The following is a 21,874-nucleotide window of genomic DNA, read 5'->3' as shown; positions in this document are numbered from 1 at the left end:
CCACGTGCCAGCCGAGCCTAGCCAAGTCTCCAGCGGTGGTGCAGCCCGCGGGCTGGAGATTTATCGCAAGACGGTGCAGCAGGCCTCAGCGGATGGTTCGGTGCTGTTGGGCAAGATCATTGCCCTGGCCCGCCAGACCTTGCAGACGCAGGAAGCGGCATCGCGCGACCTGGGCGATCGACAGGCCATTGCCGAATCGGCCCAGATGCTGCGCAAGCACGAACCTGCTTTGTGCAGTGCCTATCCGGGAGCATTGCTCGGGGCCTTTTCCAGACAGGACAACGCCAAACAGGCATCGGCTACGTCCGTCTCCGAGGTGCAGTTCGACCAGTTGGAGCTGATGGACGAAACCCAGGTGCTCAGCACCGTGGCAATCGCACGCGTCTTGCAGGTTGTGAGGCTCGCCGCAGAGACCAGTCTTGCCGACCTGGATCGGCTGATCTGCAGCGTGCTGGGCATGGATCGGGTGCGCGTCGAGGCCAACGTTCTGCGGCCCGAGTCCTACGTGCGGGCGCTGCAGGAGGTGGTGGAGGAGACACGGGTTCCTGCGGCCATGCGGGCGCAGTGGTTCAACGCAATGGCTGCTGCGCTGGGGCATGAGCTGCGCTTGCTCTACACCGCTCTATGCGCCCAGTTGCGCAAGGAAGGCGTGGTTTCCGTGGCCTATGCCGTGCCCAATGTGCGGTCCGGGGGCAGAAGGGCGGCGACGGTGCCGGGCGGTGCTGTTGATGGCGGCCAGAAGCCTGCGGCTGGCATCGGTGCGCAGCCCGGTGGTTCGGGACCTTCCGCGCAGGGCGTTGGCAGCGACTCCGCGTTGCTGACGCTGGACAAGTTGCGCAAGCTGCTGGCTGGTGAATCGATATCCAGCCAGCCCGCCGGCCGTGTGGAGCAGTTTGCCGAGCAGTTTTCCAGGCAATTCGAAGATGATGACCTTGCGGCGGCCAATTCCCCGAATAACGGATTTGAGTCCACCGTTCCAGCTGCACTGGAAGCCCTGACCGAGATGAAGCAGGTCGAGCGGGTGGTGCAAAGCCTGGAACAGCGCCGCGAAATCAACGGCAATCAGCCGCAGCCGCAGGCCCATACGCTGGAAGGTCAACGGCTGGCGTTGCGCAGAAGCGCTAAGGATCTGGCGCAGGCGCTGAGCCTGGAAGTCGTGACGCTCATGGTGGACAACATGGCGCATGATCCGCATTTGTTGGAGCCGGTACGTGAGGTGATTCGCAATCTGGAGCCGGCGTTGTTACGTCTGGCCTTGGTGGACATGCGCTTCTTCAGCGACAAGCACCATCCGGCGCGGCACCTATTGCAGGAAGTGAGCCAGCGCAGCATGGCCTTCGATTCCATCCATGCGCCAGGCTTCGAGACCTTTTACAAGGGCCTGCAGGACACCTTGGGGCCTCTGTTTCTGGCCCCTATAGAGAGCGCCGAAGTATTCGAGTGCAAGTTGGCGGATTTGCAGCAGGAGTGGAAACAAGATGCGCACACCACCGAGCGCGACCATCTGGCTGCGGTCGAGGTGCTGAGCCATGCCGAAGCGCGCAATTTGCTGGCCGAAAAGATCGCACGTGGCATTGAAGGCCATTCCGCTGCGGCACAAGTGCCTGCAATCGTGATGGACTTCCTGTGCGGCCCATGGTCCCAGGTAGTCGCGCAGGCGCGCATCAAGCAGGGAGCGGGCTCTGCCGCTGCCGAAAAGTTCGAGGGCTTGATTCCCGCGATGCTGTGGAGCGCGCATCCCGAACTGGCTCGCGCCAATCCGGCCAAACTGACGCGTCTGGTGCCACGGCTGGTGATTTCGCTGCGCGAAGGCTTGCAGACCATCCAGTACCCGGACGCGCGTACCGATGCATTTTTGGAGTCGCTGATGACCATTCATCAGCAGGCATTCCGACCTGCTTCTACTGCACCGGTGACAGAGCCTGAGGCATCCTCCCAGCGCAGCCGGCTGCCAGATGACGGAGACCCCTGGATTGCGCCACAGGAAGCCCAAGCCTCCAATTTTGTGGGGCTGACGGAGATTTCGCTGGCGTCGGAGCCGGCCTTCGAGCCGCTGTTGCCCGAAATGAATATCGTGCCGGAACAGGCTGCTTTGGCAGATGTGGACATGCCGCTGGGTTCATGGGTGGAATTGAAGGTGAACGAAGAATGGGTCCGCATCCAGTTGACTTGGGCCAGCCCCCATGGCACCTTGTACTTGTTCACCGGTGCCTATGGCAATACCCAGTCCATGTCCAGGCGATTGCGTGACAAATTGCTGTCATCCGGCAAGATGCGGCTGCTCGTGGGGCAGGCGTTTGTGGAAGGTGCTTTGGACGCCGTGGCGCAGACTGCCATACGCAACAGTGTGGGGAGCGTGGAATAGCAGGGTTGGTGATTCCTGGGTCGTTGGGATTGGATAAATACATTGTGGGGACACTGATTTGGACTACCGATTGGTAGATATTTTTGTGTACGCCGCCATCCCTCCGGTTGGCGTGGCCTTGCTGTTGGCGCTGGTATGGCTGGTGCGCAACATCCGACGCGGCAAGACGTTCGATGTACGCCAGCAGATAGAGCAATTTCGCGGTCCCCTGCTGGTAACCCTGGTGTGCGTGCTGCTGGGCGTGGGCTTGTCGGTACGCTACGCAATGAATGCCCGCAATTCCATTGTGGACGAGGCGAATCGGCGGTTTGGCCAGCAGGTCGAGTTGCTTGACGGCAATATCCAGGATCAGGTTGCCAGCCTCAGCCAGATGCTGCATGGCGTGCGCGGGCTGTTTCTGACCAGGAACAACATCACCCGGGAGGAATTCCGGAATTTTGTACTCAACAATGATTTGCGCCGTGGCTATATCGGGGCACGAGGGCTGGGCTACATAGCCCGCATAGGGCGCGCAGACCTGGCCGACTTCGTTGCCTTGCAGCGCAGATCCGGTTGGACCGATTTTGAGGTGAAAACCTCAGGTGATCAGGCCGAGCTCTTCGTTGTCAAAGCGGTGGAGCCGGCAGACCTCAATCAGGGTGCACTTGGATTTGACATAGGCTTTGAGCCCAGGCGCCGCGCCGCAGCCGAAGCCGCCATGCGCACGGGCGGCGAAGTGTTCTCCCCGCGCATTGCCCTGATACAGGACGGCCGCAAGCGTCCCGCATTTCTTTTCCTGGTGCCGGTGTATGGAAGTGCGGATGTACCCAAGGACGAAGCCACGCGCGTGCAGACGCTGCGGGGCTGGGCCTATGCGCCTCTGGTGTTTTCCGAGCTGATGGCCAATGGCCAGGAGTCTGCGTCATCGATGACCAACTTCCAGCTGTACGACGGCCCCCAGTTGAATGCCGAGTCGTTGGTCTATGACAGCGAAATGCCATCGGGCCAAGTCGACCTGCCTGAAAGTCTGGTGCGCCACATGCACAGCATGTTCTCGGTGGTACGCCCGGTGCTGATTGCCGACAAGGTGTTCTATTTGCGTGCCAACTCCACGCCAGTCTTTGAGGCCAATTTGCATCTGGAAGAACCTTTGCACGGAGCCTTGCTGGGGTCGGGGCTGAGCGTGCTGGTGGCCACGGTGCTGTGGCTGCTGATGGTGGGACGGTCGCGTGCAATTCTTCTTGCGCAAAGCCTGACCCAGGACCTGGACCGACTGGCCATGGTTGCCCGGCGGACTTTTGATGCCGTGTACTTTGCCGACACCGAGTGGCGCATTACCTGGGTCAACGAGGGCTTTACCCGCATGACCGGCTTCGCACCAGAAGAGGCATTGGGCAAGCGCCCCAGCCAGTTGCTGCACAGCCCGAAGGAAGACCCATCCAAGCCGGGCATCATCGATAGTCTGGTGGAGTCCGGTGAGCGGACCAAAATCCGGGTGCTGCAGCGAAACAAGCAAGGGCAGGACTACTGGATTGATCTGGAAATCATGCCGGTGCTGGATGAGCAGGGCAAGGTCACCGGTTACCTGTCGGTACAAAGCGACATTACCGAGCAGGTGTTGGCGAAGGCCGATCTGCAACTGGAAAAGGAGCGTGCGGAGAATATCCTGACGGGTACCAACGTGGGCACCTGGGAAAGCAATCTGCAGACCGGCGAGCAGCGATGGAACGAGCGCTGGGGCGCGATGATGGGCTTCTCCAAGGCAGAAGTGGTACCCGACGCCGACACCTTCTGGCAGCAGCGCCTGCACCCCCTGGATCAGGCGCGCATCAATCACGCCATGGCGGACTGCATCCTGGGCGTTACGGACGGCTACTCGTGCGACGTACGGGTGCAGCGTAAAGACGGCAGCTGGATGTGGATACTCAGCCGCGCCAAGGTCATGTCCCGTTCGCCGGACGGCCGCGTCGAATGGATTGGCGGCATCCACACGGACATCACGGAAATCAAGCAGGTGGAAATCAATCTGCGGGACGCCGAAGCCTTTCTGGACCGGGCTGGTCGAATTGCCAACGTGGGTGCCTGGCAGCTGGATCTGGCCACCCGGGAGGTGCACTTCAGTCCGCAGACCTGCGCCATCCATGGTCTGGACGCGGATTTCCAGCCCACGGAAGAAGTTGCACTGAGCTTCTATCCCGAGGCTGACCGCCAGCGGCTGCGCGAAGTCATGCTGCTGGCCGGACGCGACGGCACACCCTGGGACCTGGTGCTGGAGTTCCGCACCGCCCAAGGAGAACAGCGCTGGGTGCGCGTCTTTGGCGAGGTCGTGTTCGGAGAGACCGGGCCGGCACGTCTCGTGGGCGCGATGCAGGACGTCACCAAGGACCATTTGGCTCAGCGGGAAGTGGAAAGAAGCGGCGCCTTGCTGCGCGGCGCAATAGAGGCCATTGACGAAGCCTTTGTGCTCTTTGATCCGCAAGACCGGTTGGTGCTTTGCAATGACAAGTACCGTGATCTGTACGCCCTTTCGGCGGATTTGATCGTGGAGGGCACCAGCTTCGAAACCATTGTGCGTGTGGGCGCTGAGCGCGGGCAAAACACCGAAGCCGTGGGTCGCGTGGATGAATGGGTGGCTGAGCGCATGGCGCTGCATCGGATGGAGCATTCCACCTCGGAGCAAAGGCTTAGCGATGGCCGCTGGCTCAAGGTGGTGGAGCGGCGCATGGCCGACGGACACCATGTGGGTTTCCGTATCGACATCACCGAGCTCAAGCTGGCGACCGCTGCTGCGGAACTCACCAGCGCACAACGTGGTGAAGAGCAAAGGCGCATGCAAAGCATTCTGGAAGGCACCCAGGTCGGCACCTGGGAGTGGAACGTCCAGACCGGCGAGAACATCTACAACGAGCAGTATGTGCAGATGCTGGGCTACACATTGCAGGAGTTGCCGCCCCTCATCCGGGATGACTGGTCGCGCCTGGTGTATCCCGACGACCTGGCTTCTTCTCGGCAAAAACTGCAGGAGCATCTGCTCGGAGCACGTGCCAGCTACGACGCCGAGCTGCGCATGCGCCACAAACTGGGACATTGGGTGTGGGTGTTGTCCAAGGGCAAACTCACCAGCCGATCCGAGGACGGAAAGCCGTTGTGGGTGTACGGAACGCATATGGACATCACGGAGCGCAAGCTGGCCGAGCGGCAGTTGGCGCACACCATGGCCATGCTGCAAAACGTGCTGGACTCGGCCACGGCCGTAGGTGTGATCGCCCTGGGGCAGGACCAGCTCATCAGCGTGTTCAACCGGGGGGCAGAGAATCTGCTGGGTTTTGCTGCGGCGGAGGTCATCGACCTGCAAAGTGCAAGCATCTTCTTTGACGCGGCCGAACTCAGTGCCCTGCGTGAAACCCTGGAATTGATTTGGGGTCGCGAGTCTGATGCGGTGGAAGTGTTTGCACACGTGCTCGACATCCGTGAAGAACAGGAGTGGACCCTGGTGCGCAAGGACGGGTCCCGCTTCAAGGCCAGTCTGATCTTTTCGCAGATGCGCGATGCCCAGGGCGTGCAGGTGGGGCACCTGGCCATGGTGTACGACATCTCCAAGCAGAAGGAATACGAATCGTCCCTGCGCAAGGCTACGCTGCTGGCGGAGCAGTCCAGCACCGCCAAGAGCCAGTTCCTGGCCAACATGAGCCACGAAATCCGCACGCCCATGAACGCGATCCTGGGCATGCTGCAGTTGCTGCGCAATACCGAGTTGAGCGTCAGGCAGAAGGACTACGCCGAAAAGGCCGCCGGGGCCGCACGCTCCCTGCTGGGGCTGTTGAACGACATTCTGGACTTCTCCAAGGTGGAAGCCGGCAAGATGCAGCTCAACCCGGAGCCCTTCGTGTTGGAGGAATTGCTGTCGGACCTGTCCGTCATCCTGTCGGCCAATTTGGGGGCCAAAGAGGTGGACCTGCTGTTTGACATCGATCCCGCGATTCCGAACGAGCTCATTGGCGACACCATGCGTCTCAAGCAGGTTCTCATCAATCTGGGTGGCAATGCGGTGAAGTTCACGGAGCAGGGTCAGGTGGTCATCCGCTGGAAGTTGCTGACCCAGGAGCTCGGTTCGGTTCGCATAGGGATAGAGGTGGTCGATACCGGCATCGGCATTGCGCCGGAAAATCAGTCGCGCATTTTCGATGCGTTCACGCAGGCCGAATCGGACACCACACGCCGCTTTGGCGGAACCGGACTGGGGCTGGTCATCTCCACCCGACTGATACGCCTGATGGGCGGTGAGCTGAAGCTCCAGAGTGAACTGAACAAGGGTAGTACCTTCAGTTTTGTCATGCAGCTCGCAACGGTCGAGCCTGCACTGCTTGCGCTCCCGCAAGCCGCTCTTGCAATCACGCCGGATGCCAAGCGTGTGCTGCTGGTCGATGACAACCCAATGGCCTTGACCATCAGCGCCGCGATGATGCGCTCGCTGGGGTGGGTGGTCGAGCAGGCTTCATCCGGTGCCGAGGCGATTGGCATGCTGGGTGCGCATTTGCAGCAGGGCGCCGTCGCCCTGGATGCCATGGTGGTGGATTCGCAGATGCCGGATATGGATGGATGGGAAACACTCAGGAATGCCCGACGCCTTTGTGCGGGGCACCCGGTTCCCCGCATGGTGTTGATGGTGCGTCACAGCCGCGAATCCTTTGACGAAGGCAGTGACCGCGAATCGCAATTGGCCGACGGTGTATTGGTCAAGCCGCTGACGGCCGCCATGTTCGCCAAGGCCCTGGCAAGAGCGCGTCATCTTCCAGAGGCCTCCTCGGATGCCACTGCCGTGCACGCCAACCGACTGGCTGGCATGCGCGTGTTGCTGGTCGAAGACAACGCCATCAACCAGCAGGTGGCGCAGGAGCTCCTGCGCTCCGAAGGTGCGCACGTCGAAGTGGCCGACAACGGCGCATTGGGTGTGGCCGCGGTGCGTCAGGCCAAACCGGGCTTCGACATCGTGCTGATGGACCTGCAGATGCCGGTGATGGACGGGCTTGCCGCCACCCGGGTTCTGCGTGCCGACGCCCGGTTTGCCAAGCTTCCCATCGTGGCCATGACCGCCAACGCCATGGACTCGGACCGCGATGAGTGTCTTGCAGTGGGAATGAATGACCATGTGGGCAAGCCCTTTGACTTGAACCAGTTGGTACAGACACTGGTGGCGCAAACGCTCTGGACACCGGTCATGCATGCGGTCGCGGCCGCACCTGTACCGGTGCAGAGGCGTGTTACCGGCGACGCCTGGCCGTCGGAGATGGATGTGGACAAGGCGCTGGTGCGTATGGGCGGCAATGCAGATCTTTTGCGACGCTCGCTGACCGCCTTTGCTGCCGACGCCCGGATATTGCCGCAACGGCTGGAGCTATGGACGGCGCAGGCGGATTGGAAGGCACTCAAACGCGAGCTGCATTCGCTCAAGGGCCTGTCGGCGACGGTGGGGCTGGACGAACTGTCGGCTCTCGCCGCAGCGGCAGAAAAACAGGTGTACCCAACCAGCCTGGCCCCAGGCTTTGCACAGGCGTGTGACGCCCTGCAGAAACGGCTAAGTCAGACGCTTGGGGCGCTGGACGCCGCCATTGCGCTCTGGCACACCGCTGCCATTGTGTCTGCGCCGGCAGCTTCCCCGGCCTGGGAACAGGCAACGCTTACACAACTGCGCGAGCTGCTGCTTGCGTTGCGGGCATCCGATATGGCCTCCATGGAGTTGCATGCCCAGTTGCGCCAACAATTGAATGAAGCCCATGCCGATTCCCTGGCGGCACTCGATGAAGCCATGGCGGAGTTGGACTTCGACACTGCAGCGACTGCCTGCGAGACGCTGCTGCAACAGATTGCCCCCCACGTATCCGACACTGCTTCCACATGACCCTGCCCAACCCGCACACCGTTGCGCCCCGCTCCTTGAAGGTACTGGTGGCCGAGGACAACATCATCAACCAGCGTGTGGTGGTGGGTTTGCTGACCCAGCTCGGCCATACCGGCATGGTGGTGAAGGATGGCGAGAAGGCGCTCAAGTGCCTGTCCAAGATGAAGGTGGACGTGGTGCTGATGGACGTCATGATGCCTGTCATGGATGGGCTGGAAGCGCTGGCGGCCATACGTGCGCAGGAGGCCGTGACGGGTGCTCACCTACCCATCATCATGGCAACCTCCCACGATGAGCCGGGCGAGGCCTTGCGCTACCAGAAGGCAGGAGCCGATGGCTATCTGTGCAAGCCGCTGGACCTGGATCGGCTGCAGGCGGAAATCACGCGCGTGCTGTCCAGGCGTTAGGCAAAGGCAATTTGGCACGTAGTTTGCATTCCTTCTTGGATACAAGAAGGGGTGTTCAAAAATGGTGCCTTTGTGTGAGCAACCAGACAATGCAACGCCGGTGATCCCGGATTGCGCTGCCATAGCGTTGCGTCAGGGTGCATGTAACCCGAACTCCCTCTGTGTTAACGGTCTCATCGTCAAACTGTAGGAGTTCTTCATGTCACACGCCAACGGTACGCAGCAATACCTTCACGCGGATACCTCCAGACGCAAACTGCTCAAGACCGCGGCGACCGCAGGCGCATTGGGCGCCCTCGGTATGCCTGCCATCGTGCGGGCGCAAGGCGTCAAGCTGCGCATCGGCTTCTGGCCGGTGGCAGCGGGGCTGCCCTTCTTTGCTGCGATTGAAAAGGGCTACTTCAAAGAGGCCGGGCTGGATGTGGAGGCACTCAAATTTGCAGGTGCGCAGCAGGTGATGGAGGCCATGCTGTCCGGTCGCAGCGATGGCAGCTCCAACGGAACCGGTTCGGCCAACCTGGCTATTGGAGAAATTGCGCAGCCAGGCCTGTTCAAGATCTTTGCCACCAACCCGAGCAATGCCAAGCATGTGCTGGACGAGTTCATCGTACCCAAGGACAGCCCGGTCAAGGCCGTGTCCGAACTCAAGGGCAAGAAAGTCGCGTCCGGTCCCGGCATCCAGAATGTGACCCTGTGCAAGACCATGCTGGAGCGCGCCGGTGCAACGGGTGCGACGGTCATGGAGCTGCCCATAGGACAGCATGTGGCAGCGCTGGTTGCCGGCCAGGTGGACGCCTGCTACACGCTGGAGCCCACTGGTACGGTGGGGCGCATGAATGGCACCACGCGGGTGATTGAAGCCGGCGTCGTGGCCCACTACATCCTGGGCGACCCCATGGCTCCCTGGCATGGCGGATCGGCCAGCCTGACTTCGGAGTTCATCAAGAAGAGCCCGGACGTGGCCAAGAAATACATCGCAGCCTATGCACGCGGCATTGAATTGGTGCGCACCAAACCGGATGAGGCGCGCCAATACATGAAAGGCTACACCGCCATCGAAGGCCCGCTCACCAGCGAGGTGCCGCTGGCCTCCTACATGCTCTACAACGAGTTCAAACCAGCAGATGTGGCCTACTTCCAGAAGTTCTACGACCTGTTTACGGAGAAGGGAATCTTCGAGCGAAAGGTCGCGGTCGAAGGTCTGCTTTACAAGGCCTGATCATGTCCACCCGGATATTGCCCAAGCCTTCCAAATGGGAAGGGTTCATTCCCTTCATCGGTCCAATTTTGTTGTTCATCATCTGGGACCTGGTGGTGCGCTTCGGACTCATCAAGGCCATCCTGCTGCCCAGTCCCTTTGCCACGATTTCCACCATGGTGACGGGGTTGGCGGGCGGACCGCTGCTGGCCGACTTTGGTGTGACCGTCATGCGAACACTGGAAGCTTTTTTGATCGCGGCGGTGGTCGGCATGCCGCTGGGCGTCTTGCTGGGAAGCAACGAGAAGGCTTACCGCAGCGTGGAGTTCCTCATCGACTTCTTTCGTTCAACGCCGTCTTCCGCATTGATCCCGCTGTTCCTCCTGATATTTGGCGTATCCGACGTCAACAAAGTGGCGATTGCGGCATTTGGTGCGCTGCTCATCGTGGTGTTCAACAGCGCATACGGCGTCATCAATGCACGCAAACAGCGCGTCATGGCAGCCAAGGTCATGGGCGCCTCGCGCTGGCAGGTATTCAAGGATGTGCTGATATGGGAGAGCCTGCAGCCGTCTTTCGTAGGCCTGCGCTCGGCAGTGTCGATGGCGCTGGTGATTGTCATTGTTGCCGAGATGTTCATTGGTTCCGACTCGGGGCTGGGCCACCGCATCATCGATGCGCAGCAGGTGCTCAACGTCAAGAGCATGTACGCTGCCATTCTGGCCGCGGGGGCCCTGGGATACGCCCTGAATATTTTGTTCTTGGTTGCAGAACGCAAGATCGTGCACTGGAGCGGAAGGTAAGCCATGGAAGTTCTCAACGCAGCCGTGGTCGCCGATGTGCCCACGCCACCCTTCCAACCCGGACCCGCCGGAACCCACATCACGATTCGCGGCCTGACCAAGTATTTTGCCGGCTGGCCGCTGTATGAAAACTTCGATCTGAACATTCCAAAGCACAAGATCGTTTCGGTCTTCGGGCCCAACGGCTGCGGCAAGAGCACGCTCATCAACATGATCGCGGGCTTGATCCCCATGGACTCCGGCGAAATTCTTTTCGATGGCAAAAGCCTGAAGGACACCAAGATCGGCTACGTCTTCCAGAACTACCGCGAGGCCCTGTTCCCCTGGATGCGCACCATCGACAACATCGCCTATCCGCTCAAACTCGAAGGCAAACCCAAGGCGGAAGTGGATAGGCGCATGGCCGAACTGGTGGCGTCCTTCGATGTCAAGTTCGATCTGAACCGTTACCCATACGAACTGTCCGGTGGACAGCAGCAGACCGCTTCCATCATGCGGGCCTTGGCTCCCAAGCCCGAGGTGCTGTTTCTGGACGAGCCTTTCTCCGCACTGGACTTCGAGATGACGCTATTCATACGGGAGAAATTGCAAGAGGTCTTCATGCAGACCGGCACCACCATGCTGCTGGTGTCGCATGATTTGGAGGAGGCGGTGTATCTGGCCGACGAAGTGCTGCTGCTGACCAAACGACCGACCCAGGTGGCCGAGATACTCAAGTACGACGATCCGCGTCCGCGTACGCTGGCCACATTGAGTGAACCCAGCTTTGTGGGCATGAAGAAACTGAGCCTGGAAATCTTCCAGCGCGAAGTGCGTCGGTGACTACGCCCTTGCTAGGCCGCTCGCTTACAGCGGGTGCTCCGCGTAGAACTTGCCGCCGTGATAGAGCAGGGGAGATGCACCGGCCAGCGTCGTGCAACGCTCCACCTCGCCTACAAAGATCACGTGATCGCCTTCTTCATAGCGGCTGCGGTTGAAGCATTCAAACGTGGCTGCCGCGCCTTCGATCAGGGGCGCACCGGCAGCGCCCAGGTGGTACTTCACACCGGCAAAGCGGTCTACATCTTTTGCGGCGAACTGGCGCGCCAGTTCCTGCTGGTCCGCACTCAGGATGTTGATGGCATAGTGCGACCCGGTGCTGAAGGCTGCCATGGAGCCCGCCGTTTGCGACAGGCTCCAAAGCACCAGCGGAGGTGACATCGAGACCGAATTGAACGAATTGGCCGTCAGCCCCACCAGACTGCCGTCAGGGGCACGTCCGGTTACTACTGTGACGCCCGTGGCAAACATGCCCAGGGCGGTACGGAACTCGGCTTTGGAAAAAGTAGGGGGCTTGGCCTTTTGGGGCCGGACGGAAGACAACATGCGGGGAATTTAACTCAGATTGATTGGGGCACGCCATGGAGAGGTTTTTCTTCTCCTTTGCGATGTCTTCCCTGTGGCGCTGTTTGTAAGTTCCCACTGCCCCGCCCTTACCCAGACGGGGGTAAGGGCAAGATTGGCGCAGTTAAAGCGCAAGCGTTGAATCAGTGCCCCAAAATCTTGGAGAGAAAGTCCCGGCTGCGGTCGCTCTGCGGGTTGTTGAAGAAGTCGTGCGGGTTGTTCTGCTCCACGATCTGGCCCTGGTCCATGAAGATCACACGGTCGGCCACGGCTTTGGCAAAGCCCATTTCGTGTGTGACGCATAGCATGGTGATGCCCTGGTTGGCCATCTCGATCATCACGTCCAGCACTTCCTTGATCATCTCCGGGTCCAGCGCCGACGTGGGCTCGTCAAACAGCATGATCTTGGGCTTGAGGCACAGCGCGCGGGCAATCGCCACACGCTGCTGCTGGCCACCCGAGAGCTGCAGCGGGTACTTGCTGGCCTGGTTGGCAATGCGCACGCGTTCCAGTTGCGCCATGGCGCGTTCTTCGGCTTCCTTCTTGGGCATCTTGCCTACCCACATCGGGGACAGCGTGAGGTTTTCCAGCACGGTGAGATGGGGGAACAGGTTGAACTGCTGGAACACCATGCCGACTTTCTTGCGCACATCGTCAATGGCCTTGACGTCGTCAGTGAGCTCCACACCGTCCACGGTGAGGTGGCCTTGCTGGTGCTCTTCCAGGCGGTTGATGCAGCGGATCAGGGTCGACTTGCCTGAGCCCGATGGGCCGCAAACCACGATGCGCTCGCCGGTCTTGACCTGCAGGTCGATGTCACGCAGCACGTGAAAACTGTTGCCATACCATTTGTTGACTTTGTCGAAGGTAATGATGTGTTCTGACATGGTGAATCCTTAGCGCAGCTTGCTTTTGTTGACCTGCTTTTCAATCCAGATGCTGTAGCGCGACATGGAGAAGCAGAAAATGAAATAGATCAGGGCGATGAAGAGGTAGCCCTCGATCTTGAATGGTCGCCAGTTGGCATCCGAGTTCAGCGCCATGCTCATGGCGCCGGTAAGCTCATACAGGCTCACGATGGTGACCAGCGAGGTGTCCTTGAAGGTGGAAATGAAGTTGTTCATGACGCCGGGCACCACCATGGCCAGCGCCTGGGGCAACACGATTTTGCGCTGCGTCTGCCAGTAGCTCAGGCCCAGTGTGGCCGCGGCCTCCACCTGCCCCTTGGGCACCGCCTGCAGGCCACCGCGTATCACTTCGGCCATGTAGGCCGCGGCAAACAGGGTAATGCCGGCCAGCACCCGCACCAGCACATCAATGCTGAAGCCTTGCGGCATGAGCAGGGGGAACATGAACGACGCCATGAACAGCACCGAGATCAGCGGCACGCCGCGAATCAGCTCCACATAGATGGTGCACACGCTGCGGATGGCGGGCAGCTTGGAGCGGCGGCCCAGCGCGATCACCAGCGCAATCGGGAAGGCCATGGACATCGACAGGGATGCCAGCAACAGCGTCAGCGGCAAGCCACCCCAGCGGTCCGTATCCACACGTGAGAGGCCCAGAACGCCGCCATACATCACCGTGAAGAAGAAGGCCAGCACGCCAATCCACAGCGCCGCCAGCCAGGGTTTCCAGAACGCGCGCATGCAACTGGCCACCAGCAGTCCCAGAAGCGCCAGCGCGGATACCAGTGGTCGCCATTGTTCTTCAAACGGATAACGGCCGAAGATGATGATGCGGTACTTCTCTGCCACCACGCCCCAGCAGGCCCCTGCGGCCGCGTGGCAGGCATCGTAGTCCTTGGCCCAGACGGCGTTGATGAAGGCCCAGTTGATGAAGCGGGGCACGATGGCCAGCAGTACTAGACCGATGATGATGGTGCCTATCGACGTGGGCAGGTTGGCAAACAGGTTGAATTTGATCCAGGCGGCCAGCCCCTCGGTCTTGACCGGGGCGGGGCGTGGTGCAATAGGTTGAAAAATGGTTGCAGTCATGGCGAGCCCCTAGCGTTCCCTGATGGCCGAACGGTTGTTGTACCAGTTCATGCTGATGGATGTGAACAGCGAGGTGCTCAAGTACACCAGCATGATCACGGCAATGCATTCCACCGCCCGCCCGGTCTGGTTGATGGCCGTGTTGGAAATGGACACCACATCCGGATAGCCAATGGCCACCGCCAGGGAGGAGTTCTTGGTCAGGTTGAGGAACTGGTTGGTTACCGGTGGGATGATCACGCGCAGTGCCTGCGGCAGCGTCACCAGTCGCATGGTCTGGCCGCGGCTCAGACCCAATGCTGCCGCTGCTTCCGACTGGCCCAAGGCCACCGACTGGATGCCTCCGCGCACCACCTCTGCCACAAAGGCCGCCGTATAGACGGTCAACCCCAGCAGCACAGACAGGAATTCCGGGGTGAGGGCGCCGCCATTTTCAATGGCGAATTCGCCCTTGACCGGCATGTTGAACTCCATGGGCGCACCGCCTACGATCCAGCCCACCACGCCAAAGCCGATGACGATACCTACGGGCACCCAGAACAGGCTCTTGGGCACACCGGTCTTCTCAAACGACCGGATGGCATAACTTCGGTAGAACAACGCAACCACAATCGCCACTGCCATGCCGATGACCGCATACAACTGGCCCGTACCCCATACCGGAACCGGAAAATTCAGGCCGCCCTTGCTCAAGTAAAGCGGTCCCAGCACCAGCGGCTCAGCGGATTCGGGTAGCACTTCGGTAAACATCAGATACCACATGAGCAACTGCAGCAGTACCGGAATGTTGCGGAAGAACTCCACGTAGCACACGCAAATGCCACGTACCAGCGCATTGCGGGAGAAGCGCCCCACGCCGATTAGCGTACCCAGAATGGTGGTCAGGATGATGCCCAGGATGGCAACCCTGAGCGTGTTGGAAAAGCCGATGAGGTAGGCCTTCCAGTACGGGTCGGCGGAGTCATAGGCGAACAGGCTCTCGCCGATGTCAAAGCCGGCGCCGCCCAGCATGAAGTCCCAGCCGCTCTGGATGCCGCGGGCATTCATGTTGACTTTGGTGTTGTGTGCCAGGTAGAGCACCACAGCGACGATGACTGCCACGGTGACCAACTGGTAGATCAGGCCGCGGAATGCCTGACTACGCCAGGACCAGGGCTGTTTGGGTGGTTTGTGGGAAGTGGACATGGGTTGTTGTAAAGGGCGGATCCAAATACAAAGACAAAGGGGCAGAGTCACAGGTGTGTTTCTGCCCCCCGGGGATATGCCAAGGCCGCTGGCCCTGTGCGTGTGGGTGAATTAGCGCAAGGGTGGTGCGTACTGGACGCCGCCCTTGTTCCACAGGTTGTTCAGGCCACGCGGTAATTGCAGGGCCGATTTGGGACCTACGTTGCGTTCGAATATTTCACCGTAGTTGCCCGTGGTCTTGATGGCACGTGCCAGCCATTCCTTGTCGAGACCCAGCAGCTTGCCGGTGTCTTCAGTGGATCCAAGCAAGCGGCCCACGATGGGGTCTTTGCTGTTGGCCTTTTGTTCATCCACGTTGGCTGCGGTCACACCGTATTCTTCGGCTTCCAGCAGACCGTAGATGGTCCATTTGACAATAGCGGTCCACTCGTCATCGCCACGGCGCACCATGGGACCCAGGGGCTCTTTGGAGATCAGGTCCGGCAAGATCACATGGTCGGCGGGATTCTTGGCAACCTTGTTGCGGGTAGACGCCAAGCCGGATGCGTCGGTTGTATAAGCCACGCAACGACCGGAGAAATAGGCGCCCTCCGCAGCTTCCAGTTTTTCAAACACCACAGGCTTGATGCCCAGGCCGGAGGCCTTGGAGAAGTCGGTCAGATTCTTCTCGGTCGTGGTGCCGGACTGCACGCAAACGGTTTGGCCCTTAAGCTGTTTGGCACTCTTGATCTTGCTCTTGACCGTAACCATGAAGCCCTGGCCATCGTAGTAAGTCACGGCTGTCTGGCTCAGGCCCAGGGACGCATCGCGGGTCAGGGTGAATGTGGTGTTGCGCGACAGGATGTCAACTTCGCCGGATTGCAGCGCGGTGAAGCGGGCCTGTGCATTCAGCGGGACGTACTTCACCTTTTCGCCGTCTCCCAGGGTGGCTGCAGCCACCGCGCGGCAGATATCCACATCGAGACCGGTCCACTTGCCACCAGAATCAGCAGCACCGAAACCAGCCAGACCGGTGTTTACGCCGCAAATCACTTGCCCGCGCGCCTTGATGGCGTCCAGGGTCTTGCCGGCAAACGCCGGGCTGGCAACCAAAGTACCCATGGTGGCCACAATGGCAGCAACGATCTTCAGTGATTTCATAGTCATGTAGTAATACTCCTGTGTTGACTAATGTTTCGACGCGGCACCTCTGGGTGCACCAACGAGGTGAATGTAGCGGCATGTTACTTGCCCTACGCTCAGGGTTTACTCTTGAAAATTATGCAAAATAGTTATGAGCTAATTTGCCGCAAACTCTTGGTAAATTTCCAAAAGCAGAAAACATGCCATACGCCTCCACATTGGAAAATCCGAATGACCAGCCACTCACTGTTTGACACCGCCGCCCCTGAGTCCTTGGGCTTTGTGCCCGCACGCCTGCAACGCATCGACGCCATGTTGTCGGATGCTTCCAATCGAAGACACCTGCCGGGTGCGGTGGCGATGGTGGTACGTCGTGGCAAGGTGGTGCTCCAAAGCAGCGTAGGCATGCAGGATGCGAACACCGGCACTGCCATGTCGCCGGACTCGCTGTTTCGCATCTATTCCATGACCAAACCGATTGTCTCGGTAGCGGTGATGATGCTCGCCGAGCAAGGGCGGGTTTTGTTGGGCGATCCGATCTGGAAGTACCTGCCCGAATTCACGGACGTGCAGGTGGTTTCGCTGGTGGATGGGCAACCCGTCAAGCACAGGCCGCGCATTGCACCGACGGTGCAGGACTTGCTGCGCCATACCTCCGGGCTGACCTACGAGATTTTAGGAACCGAGCCGGTGCAGCAGCTGTATGCACAAGCCGACCTGTGGTCGCGCAAGAAGACCAATCGTGAGTTCTCCCAGGTGCTTTCCACCCTGCCGCTGATGTTCGAGCCGGGCACCACCTTCGGCTACAGCCGTGCAACCGACTTGCTGGGCAGCCTGATCGAAGCCGTGACTGGGCAGACGCTGGGCGCGTTCCTGCAACAAAACATCCTGGACCCCCTGGGCATGGCGGACACCGTCTTCCATGTGGAGCCAGCGCAGCAACACCGCATTGCGGAGCCGTTCGCCGTGTGCCCCGATACGGGCGCGCCTGTGGAACTCATTGATATTCGCCAACCCTATCCCATGGAATCCGGTGGCGCTGGCCTAGTGTCCACCGTGGGCGACTACGCCCGCTTTCTGCAGTGTCTGCAGAATGGCGGCGAGCTGCAGGGGCATCGCATTCTCATGCCCAACACGGTGCGCAACATGACTACGGACCACCTGGGGCAGATGGCCCAGCACTTCACCCAGCGTTCGGGCTACATGCTGGCACAGGGCGTGGGCTTCGGCTTGGGCTTTTCCGTCAAACTGCAGGACGGGCTGGATCCGCAACCGGGTTCAGCCGGCCTGTACAGCTGGGGTGGCATTGGTGGAACCACCTTCTTCGTGGACCCAGCCAAGGAGCTGTTTGCGATTCTGCTGACCCAGGCACCCAACCAGCGTGACATCTATCGCCCGAGGTTTCGGGCCATGGTGTACGCTGCGTTGCTGGATTAGATGGCCACGTAGCGGCCCTTGCGGTGGTTGAGGGCCAGGGTCTGGTTGAGCATCACGGCGCCCAGAATGGACAGGGCAATATGCCACCAGTCGGTCACGGCAAAAGCCAGCGCCACGATGGCGCAGTCCAGCCCCATCTGTATGAAGCCTGCGCGCCAGCCGTAGCGCTCCTGCAGATACAGTGCCAGCACATTGAAGCCGCCCAGGCTGGCCTGGTGCCGGAACAGGATCAGCATGCCAGTGCCCATGAGCAGACCACCGGCCACACTGGCAAACACGGGGTTGATGGCGCCTAGGGAAATCCACTGCGGCAGCAGGTTGCTGATGCTCGCCAGCAGGGCCACCGACACGAAGGTCTTGAGGGTGAATACCCTGCCCATGCGCTGGAAGGCAAGACCGTAGAAGGGCAAGTTGATGAGGAAGAACACCAGCCCGAAGTTCCAGCCGGTGGCGTAATGGATCAGGAACGCAACGCCCGCCGTGCCGCCGGTCAGCAGTCCGGTGCGACCGAACATCACCACGCCCAGCGCTACAAACAATGTGCCCGTAATCAGGGCCTGGACGTCCTCATGGGGACGGTGGCGCAGGTCGGCGGGGGCGTCCTGCATCAGGCTGTAACAGCCGTGTTGGCCGGCACTTCCGGCGCGCCCGCCGATGAGCCACAAGTGCCTCCACCGCAGCCATGGATCTGTTCGGCAGGTAGAGCGGATGGTTGACTCATTTCACCCGTGGCTGGATCAAAGCCGGCAGAACGCAAATGCAGGGCCAGCCCGGCATCCATGCTTTGCACATGGTTGACGAACCACAGGCCCAGCTCGTGTGCCATCTGGCGCACCAGGTCCAGTTCGCCTTGCAGGCCACGCTTGCCGCCTTCACGCATCACTTGCAGGATGATGTTGTGCTGGGTTGCGTGGCAGTTCTCCGCGGAAAAACCGGTGGCCTGCATCCACTGGTCCTCACGGTCGAAATGCTCCTGGGTGTGGTCTATCAGTTCAGCCCAGCGGGACAGAAGCGTCTCATCGGGCGCTTCCACGGCCGCTGCCAGCAGGGCGATAAATTCTTCGTGGGTGTCGTCCATCATCGGCATATCCAACGCCAGGGTGGGTGTCCATTGCATGGTCTTACGGTCCGCGGTTGCTTGCATATGTGCTTCTCCAAAACTGAGGAGGTGACTTTACGTGGTCTGCCGGCGCCAGACCTTGATGTAGGTCACGTGCACTGAGCAATCGGCCGCTTGGGCCGACGGATAATGATCGGCTGTTCGCCAGTCACCTATTTTATGTCCCTCACATTTTCGCCCCCTGTCCTGGACCGCAGCGCCGATTTGGGCCGCATATTGCAGTTGCAAGGTTTTGCCGTGCTCAGCGCTGAACAAGTGGCTGAGCTCAGCCACGCTTCCATGCCGGAGCTGATGGCCTGGCGCCCCGAATGGAATGACTTGCCGCCTGACGGCTATCTGCGCGACGGCGGACGCTACCGGCGCAGGCGCCACAGCTGCTTTGTGGTGAACGGCGATCAAGCCACCCAGGTGCCGCACCGTCCGCACTGGCAACCGCTGGAATACAACGCCCTGCACGGTGGACTGGAGCGGCACTTTGAGCCCATGCACGCCGCACTGGTGGAGCAACCGGCCTGGTCGCAACTGCTGGTCTGGCTGGGGCGGGTGTGCTCGGACCTCAAGGGGCAGCAACCCTGGTTTGTTGAGGCGCACCAGTTCCGCATCGATACCACCGACGGCATTGGCCGCCCCACACCCGAAGGCGCGCACCGCGATGGGGTGGACATGGTGGCTGTCTTCATGGTGGAGCGCGCGGGTGTCAAAGGTGGCGAAACCCGGGTGTTTGAGGCGGATGGCCCCAAGGGGCAGCGCTTCACCCTGTCGCAGCCCTGGTCGGTGCTGCTGCTGGACGACGCGCGCGTGATCCACGAAAGCACGCCCATCCAACCCCTGGAGCCCAGCGGTCACCGCGACACGCTGGTTGTCACCTTGCGTTCAGGCGGTTTTCAGTCAGAGGCCTAATATGTAAGCCAGTGGTACGGAAGCACGATCAGAATTTCCGGCCGCAGACCTGTTCTTTTTTTCCGTAACCCATTTCAAGCAATCAGGAGACAAAACATGAGCAAGCGTGAAGTTGTAGTGTTGGGCGCAGCCCGTTCGGCCATTGGTACTTTCGGTGGAGCTTTGGCAGACATCGAGCCCTGCGAGCTGGCCGGCACCGTGATGAAGGAGGCGATTGCCCGTTCCGGCGTGGACCCCAAGGTCATCAACTACGTGACTGTCGGCAACACCATCCCCACGGAAAGCCGCTTTCCCTATGTGGCACGCGTCGCTTCCATCCAGGCTGGCCTGTCCAATGAGTCGGTGGCCATGGCGCTCAACCGCCTGTGCTCTTCCGGCCTGCAGGCCATCGTCACTACGGCACAGAACATCCTGCTGGGCGACTGCGAATACGGCATCGGTGGCGGTGTGGAAGTCATGAGCCGCGCCGGTTACCTGTCCACTGCCATGCGCAATGGCGCACGCATGGGCGACACCAAGATGATTGACACCATGGTGGCCACCCTGACCGATCCGTTCGGCGTGGGCCACATGGGTGTGACGGCAGAAAACCTGGTGACCAAATGGGGCATCACCCGTGAAGAGCAGGACGCACTGTCGGTGGAGTCGCACCGCCGTGCGGCTGCTGCCATCGCAGAAGGCCGCTTCAAGTCCCAGATCGTTCCCATCGTGAAGAAGACCCGCAAGGGCGAAGTGGTGTTCGACACCGACGAACACGTCAAGCCCGAGACCACCCTGGAGTCGCTGGCCAAGCTCAAGCCCGCGTTCAAGAAGGAAGGCGGTACCGTGACTGCCGGCAATGCCTCCGGCATCAACGACGGTGCAGCCTTCTTCGTGCTGGCCGATGCTGATGTGGCCGCCTCGGCTGGCCACAAGCCCATCGCCCGCCTGGTGTCTTACGCCGTGGCCGGTGTGCCCAACGAAATCATGGGTGAAGGCCCCATCCCCGCGTCCAAGTTGGCCCTGAAGAAGGCCGGCCTGACACTGGACCAGATGGACGTGATCGAAAGCAACGAAGCTTTTGCCGCACAAGCCATTGCTGTTTCCCGCGGCCTGGGCCTGGACATGGCCAAGACCAACCCCAACGGCGGTGCCATCGCCCTGGGTCATCCCATCGGCTGCTCCGGCGCGTTCATCGCCACCAAGCTGATCTATGAGCTGCAACGCATTGGCGGCAAGTACGGCCTGGTGACCATGTGCATTGGCGGTGGCCAGGGCATTGCCTGCGTGTTTGAGCGTCTGTAAGTTCAGTTCCTGACATCTGCCACCGGCTCGGCGCCAAAGTCGGGTCGGGCCAGATAGGCCAGCAACCGCCTTGCCGCATCGGCAGGGCTGGTGAGCTGGCCTTTTTCTTTGAGGGCGGCAAAACCACCCTGGTCGGGAAACTGTGCGGCATTTGCACTGCGCAGTTGTACCTGCATGTCGGTATCGATCACGCCGGGCGCCAATGAGCAGACGCGCGCGCCGTGTGGCAGCAACGCTTCCTCCAGTGCCAGGCAACGGGTGAAATGGTCCATGCCAGCTTTGGCCGCGCAGTAGGCGCCCGACGATGCCATGGCGCGACGACCCAGTCCCGAGGAAATATTCAGCACCTTGCGCGGGACTTGGGCCCAGTGCTGGGTCGCGCCCAGAAAGGCGCCGCACAGCAGCATGGGCGCTTCGAGGCCTACGCGCAGGGCGCGGGCCAGCTCGGTCGCTTCGCCCTCGCGCAAGGGCGTGAGCGCCGGAATCACGCCCGCGTTGTTGATGAGGGTGGCACTGGCCAGCGTATCGGTGTCCAGTGCCAACAGCCAGTCGCCTACCCGCTGCGCCACAGGTGCCGCGTCACTCAGGTCAGCCTGCCACTGCAGCAGCTCGGCGCCGCAGGTGCCAGCCTGTTGAGCCATTTGCGTGTTGGAGTTTCTTGAGATGCAGAGCAGCAGGGCGTTTGGGGTCAGCAATTGCTCGGCCAGCGCCAGTCCCATGCCACGGGACGCGCCGGTCAGGATGGTGAGGTGTTTTTTCATGGTGCAGCGCCTTGGTTCCGGGTTGAAGCACCGC

Annotated in this window: 17 protein-coding genes; 9 read left to right on the top strand and 8 right to left on the bottom strand. The window is 60.7% G+C overall.

Annotated features, from left to right (window positions below):
* Nucleotides 1–4: 4 nt before the first annotated feature.
* The 6 genes from AAGF34_RS24275 to AAGF34_RS24250 all read left to right on the top strand — a co-directional run bounded on the left by AAGF34_RS24275 (nucleotide 5) and on the right by AAGF34_RS24250 (nucleotide 11,473).
* Complete coding sequence (locus tag AAGF34_RS24275) at nucleotides 5–2,365, top strand: DUF1631 family protein (RefSeq protein ID WP_342618281.1); 2,361 nt, start codon at nucleotides 5–7, stop codon at nucleotides 2,363–2,365.
* Between the two features lie 58 nt (nucleotides 2,366–2,423).
* A complete protein-coding gene (locus tag AAGF34_RS24270; RefSeq protein WP_342618280.1) occupies nucleotides 2,424–8,243 on the top strand; it encodes a PAS domain S-box protein in 5,820 nt (1,939 codons plus the stop codon).
* Entirely contained in the window at nucleotides 8,240–8,650 is a 411-nt protein-coding gene (locus AAGF34_RS24265; protein ID WP_342618279.1) for a response regulator, read from the top strand. The genes AAGF34_RS24270 and AAGF34_RS24265 overlap by 4 nt, the downstream gene beginning before the upstream one ends.
* 199 nt (nucleotides 8,651–8,849) lie before the next feature.
* Nucleotides 8,850–9,869, top strand: coding sequence for an ABC transporter substrate-binding protein (locus AAGF34_RS24260; RefSeq protein WP_342618278.1), 1,020 nt, complete (start codon nucleotides 8,850–8,852; stop codon nucleotides 9,867–9,869).
* 2 nt (nucleotides 9,870–9,871) lie between these two features.
* Nucleotides 9,872–10,651 carry an ABC transporter permease gene (locus AAGF34_RS24255; protein WP_342618277.1) on the top strand — a complete coding sequence of 260 codons (780 nt, stop codon included), beginning with the start codon at nucleotides 9,872–9,874 and terminating at the stop codon, nucleotides 10,649–10,651.
* A 3-nt stretch (nucleotides 10,652–10,654) separates the two neighbouring features.
* Nucleotides 10,655–11,473, top strand: a complete 819-nt coding sequence (locus AAGF34_RS24250; RefSeq protein ID WP_342618276.1) for an ABC transporter ATP-binding protein — start codon at nucleotides 10,655–10,657, stop codon at nucleotides 11,471–11,473.
* A 24-nt stretch (nucleotides 11,474–11,497) separates the two neighbouring features.
* Here the strand turns inward: AAGF34_RS24250 and AAGF34_RS24245 are convergent, their stop codons facing one another.
* The 5 genes from AAGF34_RS24245 to AAGF34_RS24225 all read right to left on the bottom strand — a co-directional run bounded on the left by AAGF34_RS24245 (nucleotide 11,498) and on the right by AAGF34_RS24225 (nucleotide 16,362).
* Complete coding sequence (locus tag AAGF34_RS24245) at nucleotides 11,498–12,016, bottom strand: flavin reductase family protein (protein ID WP_342618275.1); 519 nt, start codon at nucleotides 12,014–12,016, stop codon at nucleotides 11,498–11,500.
* A 161-nt stretch (nucleotides 12,017–12,177) separates the two neighbouring features.
* The gene (locus AAGF34_RS24240; protein ID WP_342618274.1) at nucleotides 12,178–12,921 is read right to left on the bottom strand and encodes an amino acid ABC transporter ATP-binding protein; all 744 of its coding nucleotides are present in this window, start codon (nucleotides 12,919–12,921) and stop codon (nucleotides 12,178–12,180) included.
* 9 nt (nucleotides 12,922–12,930) lie between these two features.
* Entirely contained in the window at nucleotides 12,931–14,031 is a 1,101-nt protein-coding gene (locus AAGF34_RS24235) for an amino acid ABC transporter permease (RefSeq protein ID WP_342618273.1), read from the bottom strand.
* Between the two features lie 9 nt (nucleotides 14,032–14,040).
* Nucleotides 14,041–15,216 carry an ABC transporter permease subunit gene (locus tag AAGF34_RS24230; protein WP_342618272.1) on the bottom strand — a complete coding sequence of 392 codons (1,176 nt, stop codon included), beginning with the start codon at nucleotides 15,214–15,216 and terminating at the stop codon, nucleotides 14,041–14,043.
* A gap of 111 nt (nucleotides 15,217–15,327) precedes the next feature.
* Nucleotides 15,328–16,362 (bottom strand): amino acid ABC transporter substrate-binding protein, encoded by a 1,035-nt coding sequence (locus tag AAGF34_RS24225; RefSeq protein ID WP_342618270.1) that lies wholly within the window; start codon nucleotides 16,360–16,362, stop codon nucleotides 15,328–15,330.
* Between the two features lie 207 nt (nucleotides 16,363–16,569).
* Between AAGF34_RS24225 and AAGF34_RS24220 the strand changes: the two genes are divergently transcribed.
* A complete protein-coding gene (locus tag AAGF34_RS24220) occupies nucleotides 16,570–17,775 on the top strand; it encodes a serine hydrolase domain-containing protein (RefSeq protein ID WP_342618269.1) in 1,206 nt (401 codons plus the stop codon).
* On the opposite strand, the gene AAGF34_RS24215 is transcribed toward AAGF34_RS24220, so the two are convergent.
* The gene (locus tag AAGF34_RS24215) at nucleotides 17,772–18,383 is read right to left on the bottom strand and encodes a YitT family protein (RefSeq protein ID WP_342618268.1); all 612 of its coding nucleotides are present in this window, start codon (nucleotides 18,381–18,383) and stop codon (nucleotides 17,772–17,774) included. The genes AAGF34_RS24220 and AAGF34_RS24215 overlap by 4 nt on opposite strands.
* Nucleotides 18,383–18,919: a hemerythrin domain-containing protein gene (locus AAGF34_RS24210; RefSeq protein ID WP_342618267.1), complete on the bottom strand. Its 537-nt coding sequence runs from the start codon at nucleotides 18,917–18,919 to the stop codon at nucleotides 18,383–18,385. The genes AAGF34_RS24215 and AAGF34_RS24210 overlap by 1 nt, the downstream gene beginning before the upstream one ends.
* A gap of 135 nt (nucleotides 18,920–19,054) precedes the next feature.
* On the opposite strand from AAGF34_RS24210, the gene AAGF34_RS24205 reads away from it, so the two are divergent.
* Both AAGF34_RS24205 and AAGF34_RS24200 read left to right on the top strand, forming a co-directional pair.
* Nucleotides 19,055–19,795: a 2OG-Fe dioxygenase family protein gene (locus AAGF34_RS24205; protein ID WP_342618266.1), complete on the top strand. Its 741-nt coding sequence runs from the start codon at nucleotides 19,055–19,057 to the stop codon at nucleotides 19,793–19,795.
* 96 nt (nucleotides 19,796–19,891) lie between these two features.
* A complete protein-coding gene (locus AAGF34_RS24200) occupies nucleotides 19,892–21,079 on the top strand; it encodes an acetyl-CoA C-acyltransferase family protein (RefSeq protein WP_342618265.1) in 1,188 nt (395 codons plus the stop codon).
* Nucleotides 21,080–21,081: 2 nt separating this feature from the next.
* Here AAGF34_RS24200 and AAGF34_RS24195 read toward each other — a convergent pair whose 3' ends face one another.
* Nucleotides 21,082–21,840, bottom strand: coding sequence for an SDR family NAD(P)-dependent oxidoreductase (locus tag AAGF34_RS24195; RefSeq protein ID WP_342618264.1), 759 nt, complete (start codon nucleotides 21,838–21,840; stop codon nucleotides 21,082–21,084).
* Nucleotides 21,841–21,874: the final 34 nt, after the last annotated feature.

Origin of the sequence: Rhodoferax sp. GW822-FHT02A01, assembly GCF_038784515.1 — a bacterium.
Lineage (GTDB): Bacteria > Pseudomonadota > Gammaproteobacteria > Burkholderiales > Burkholderiaceae_C > Allorhodoferax.
This window is presented reverse-complemented; position numbering and strand designations above follow the sequence as displayed.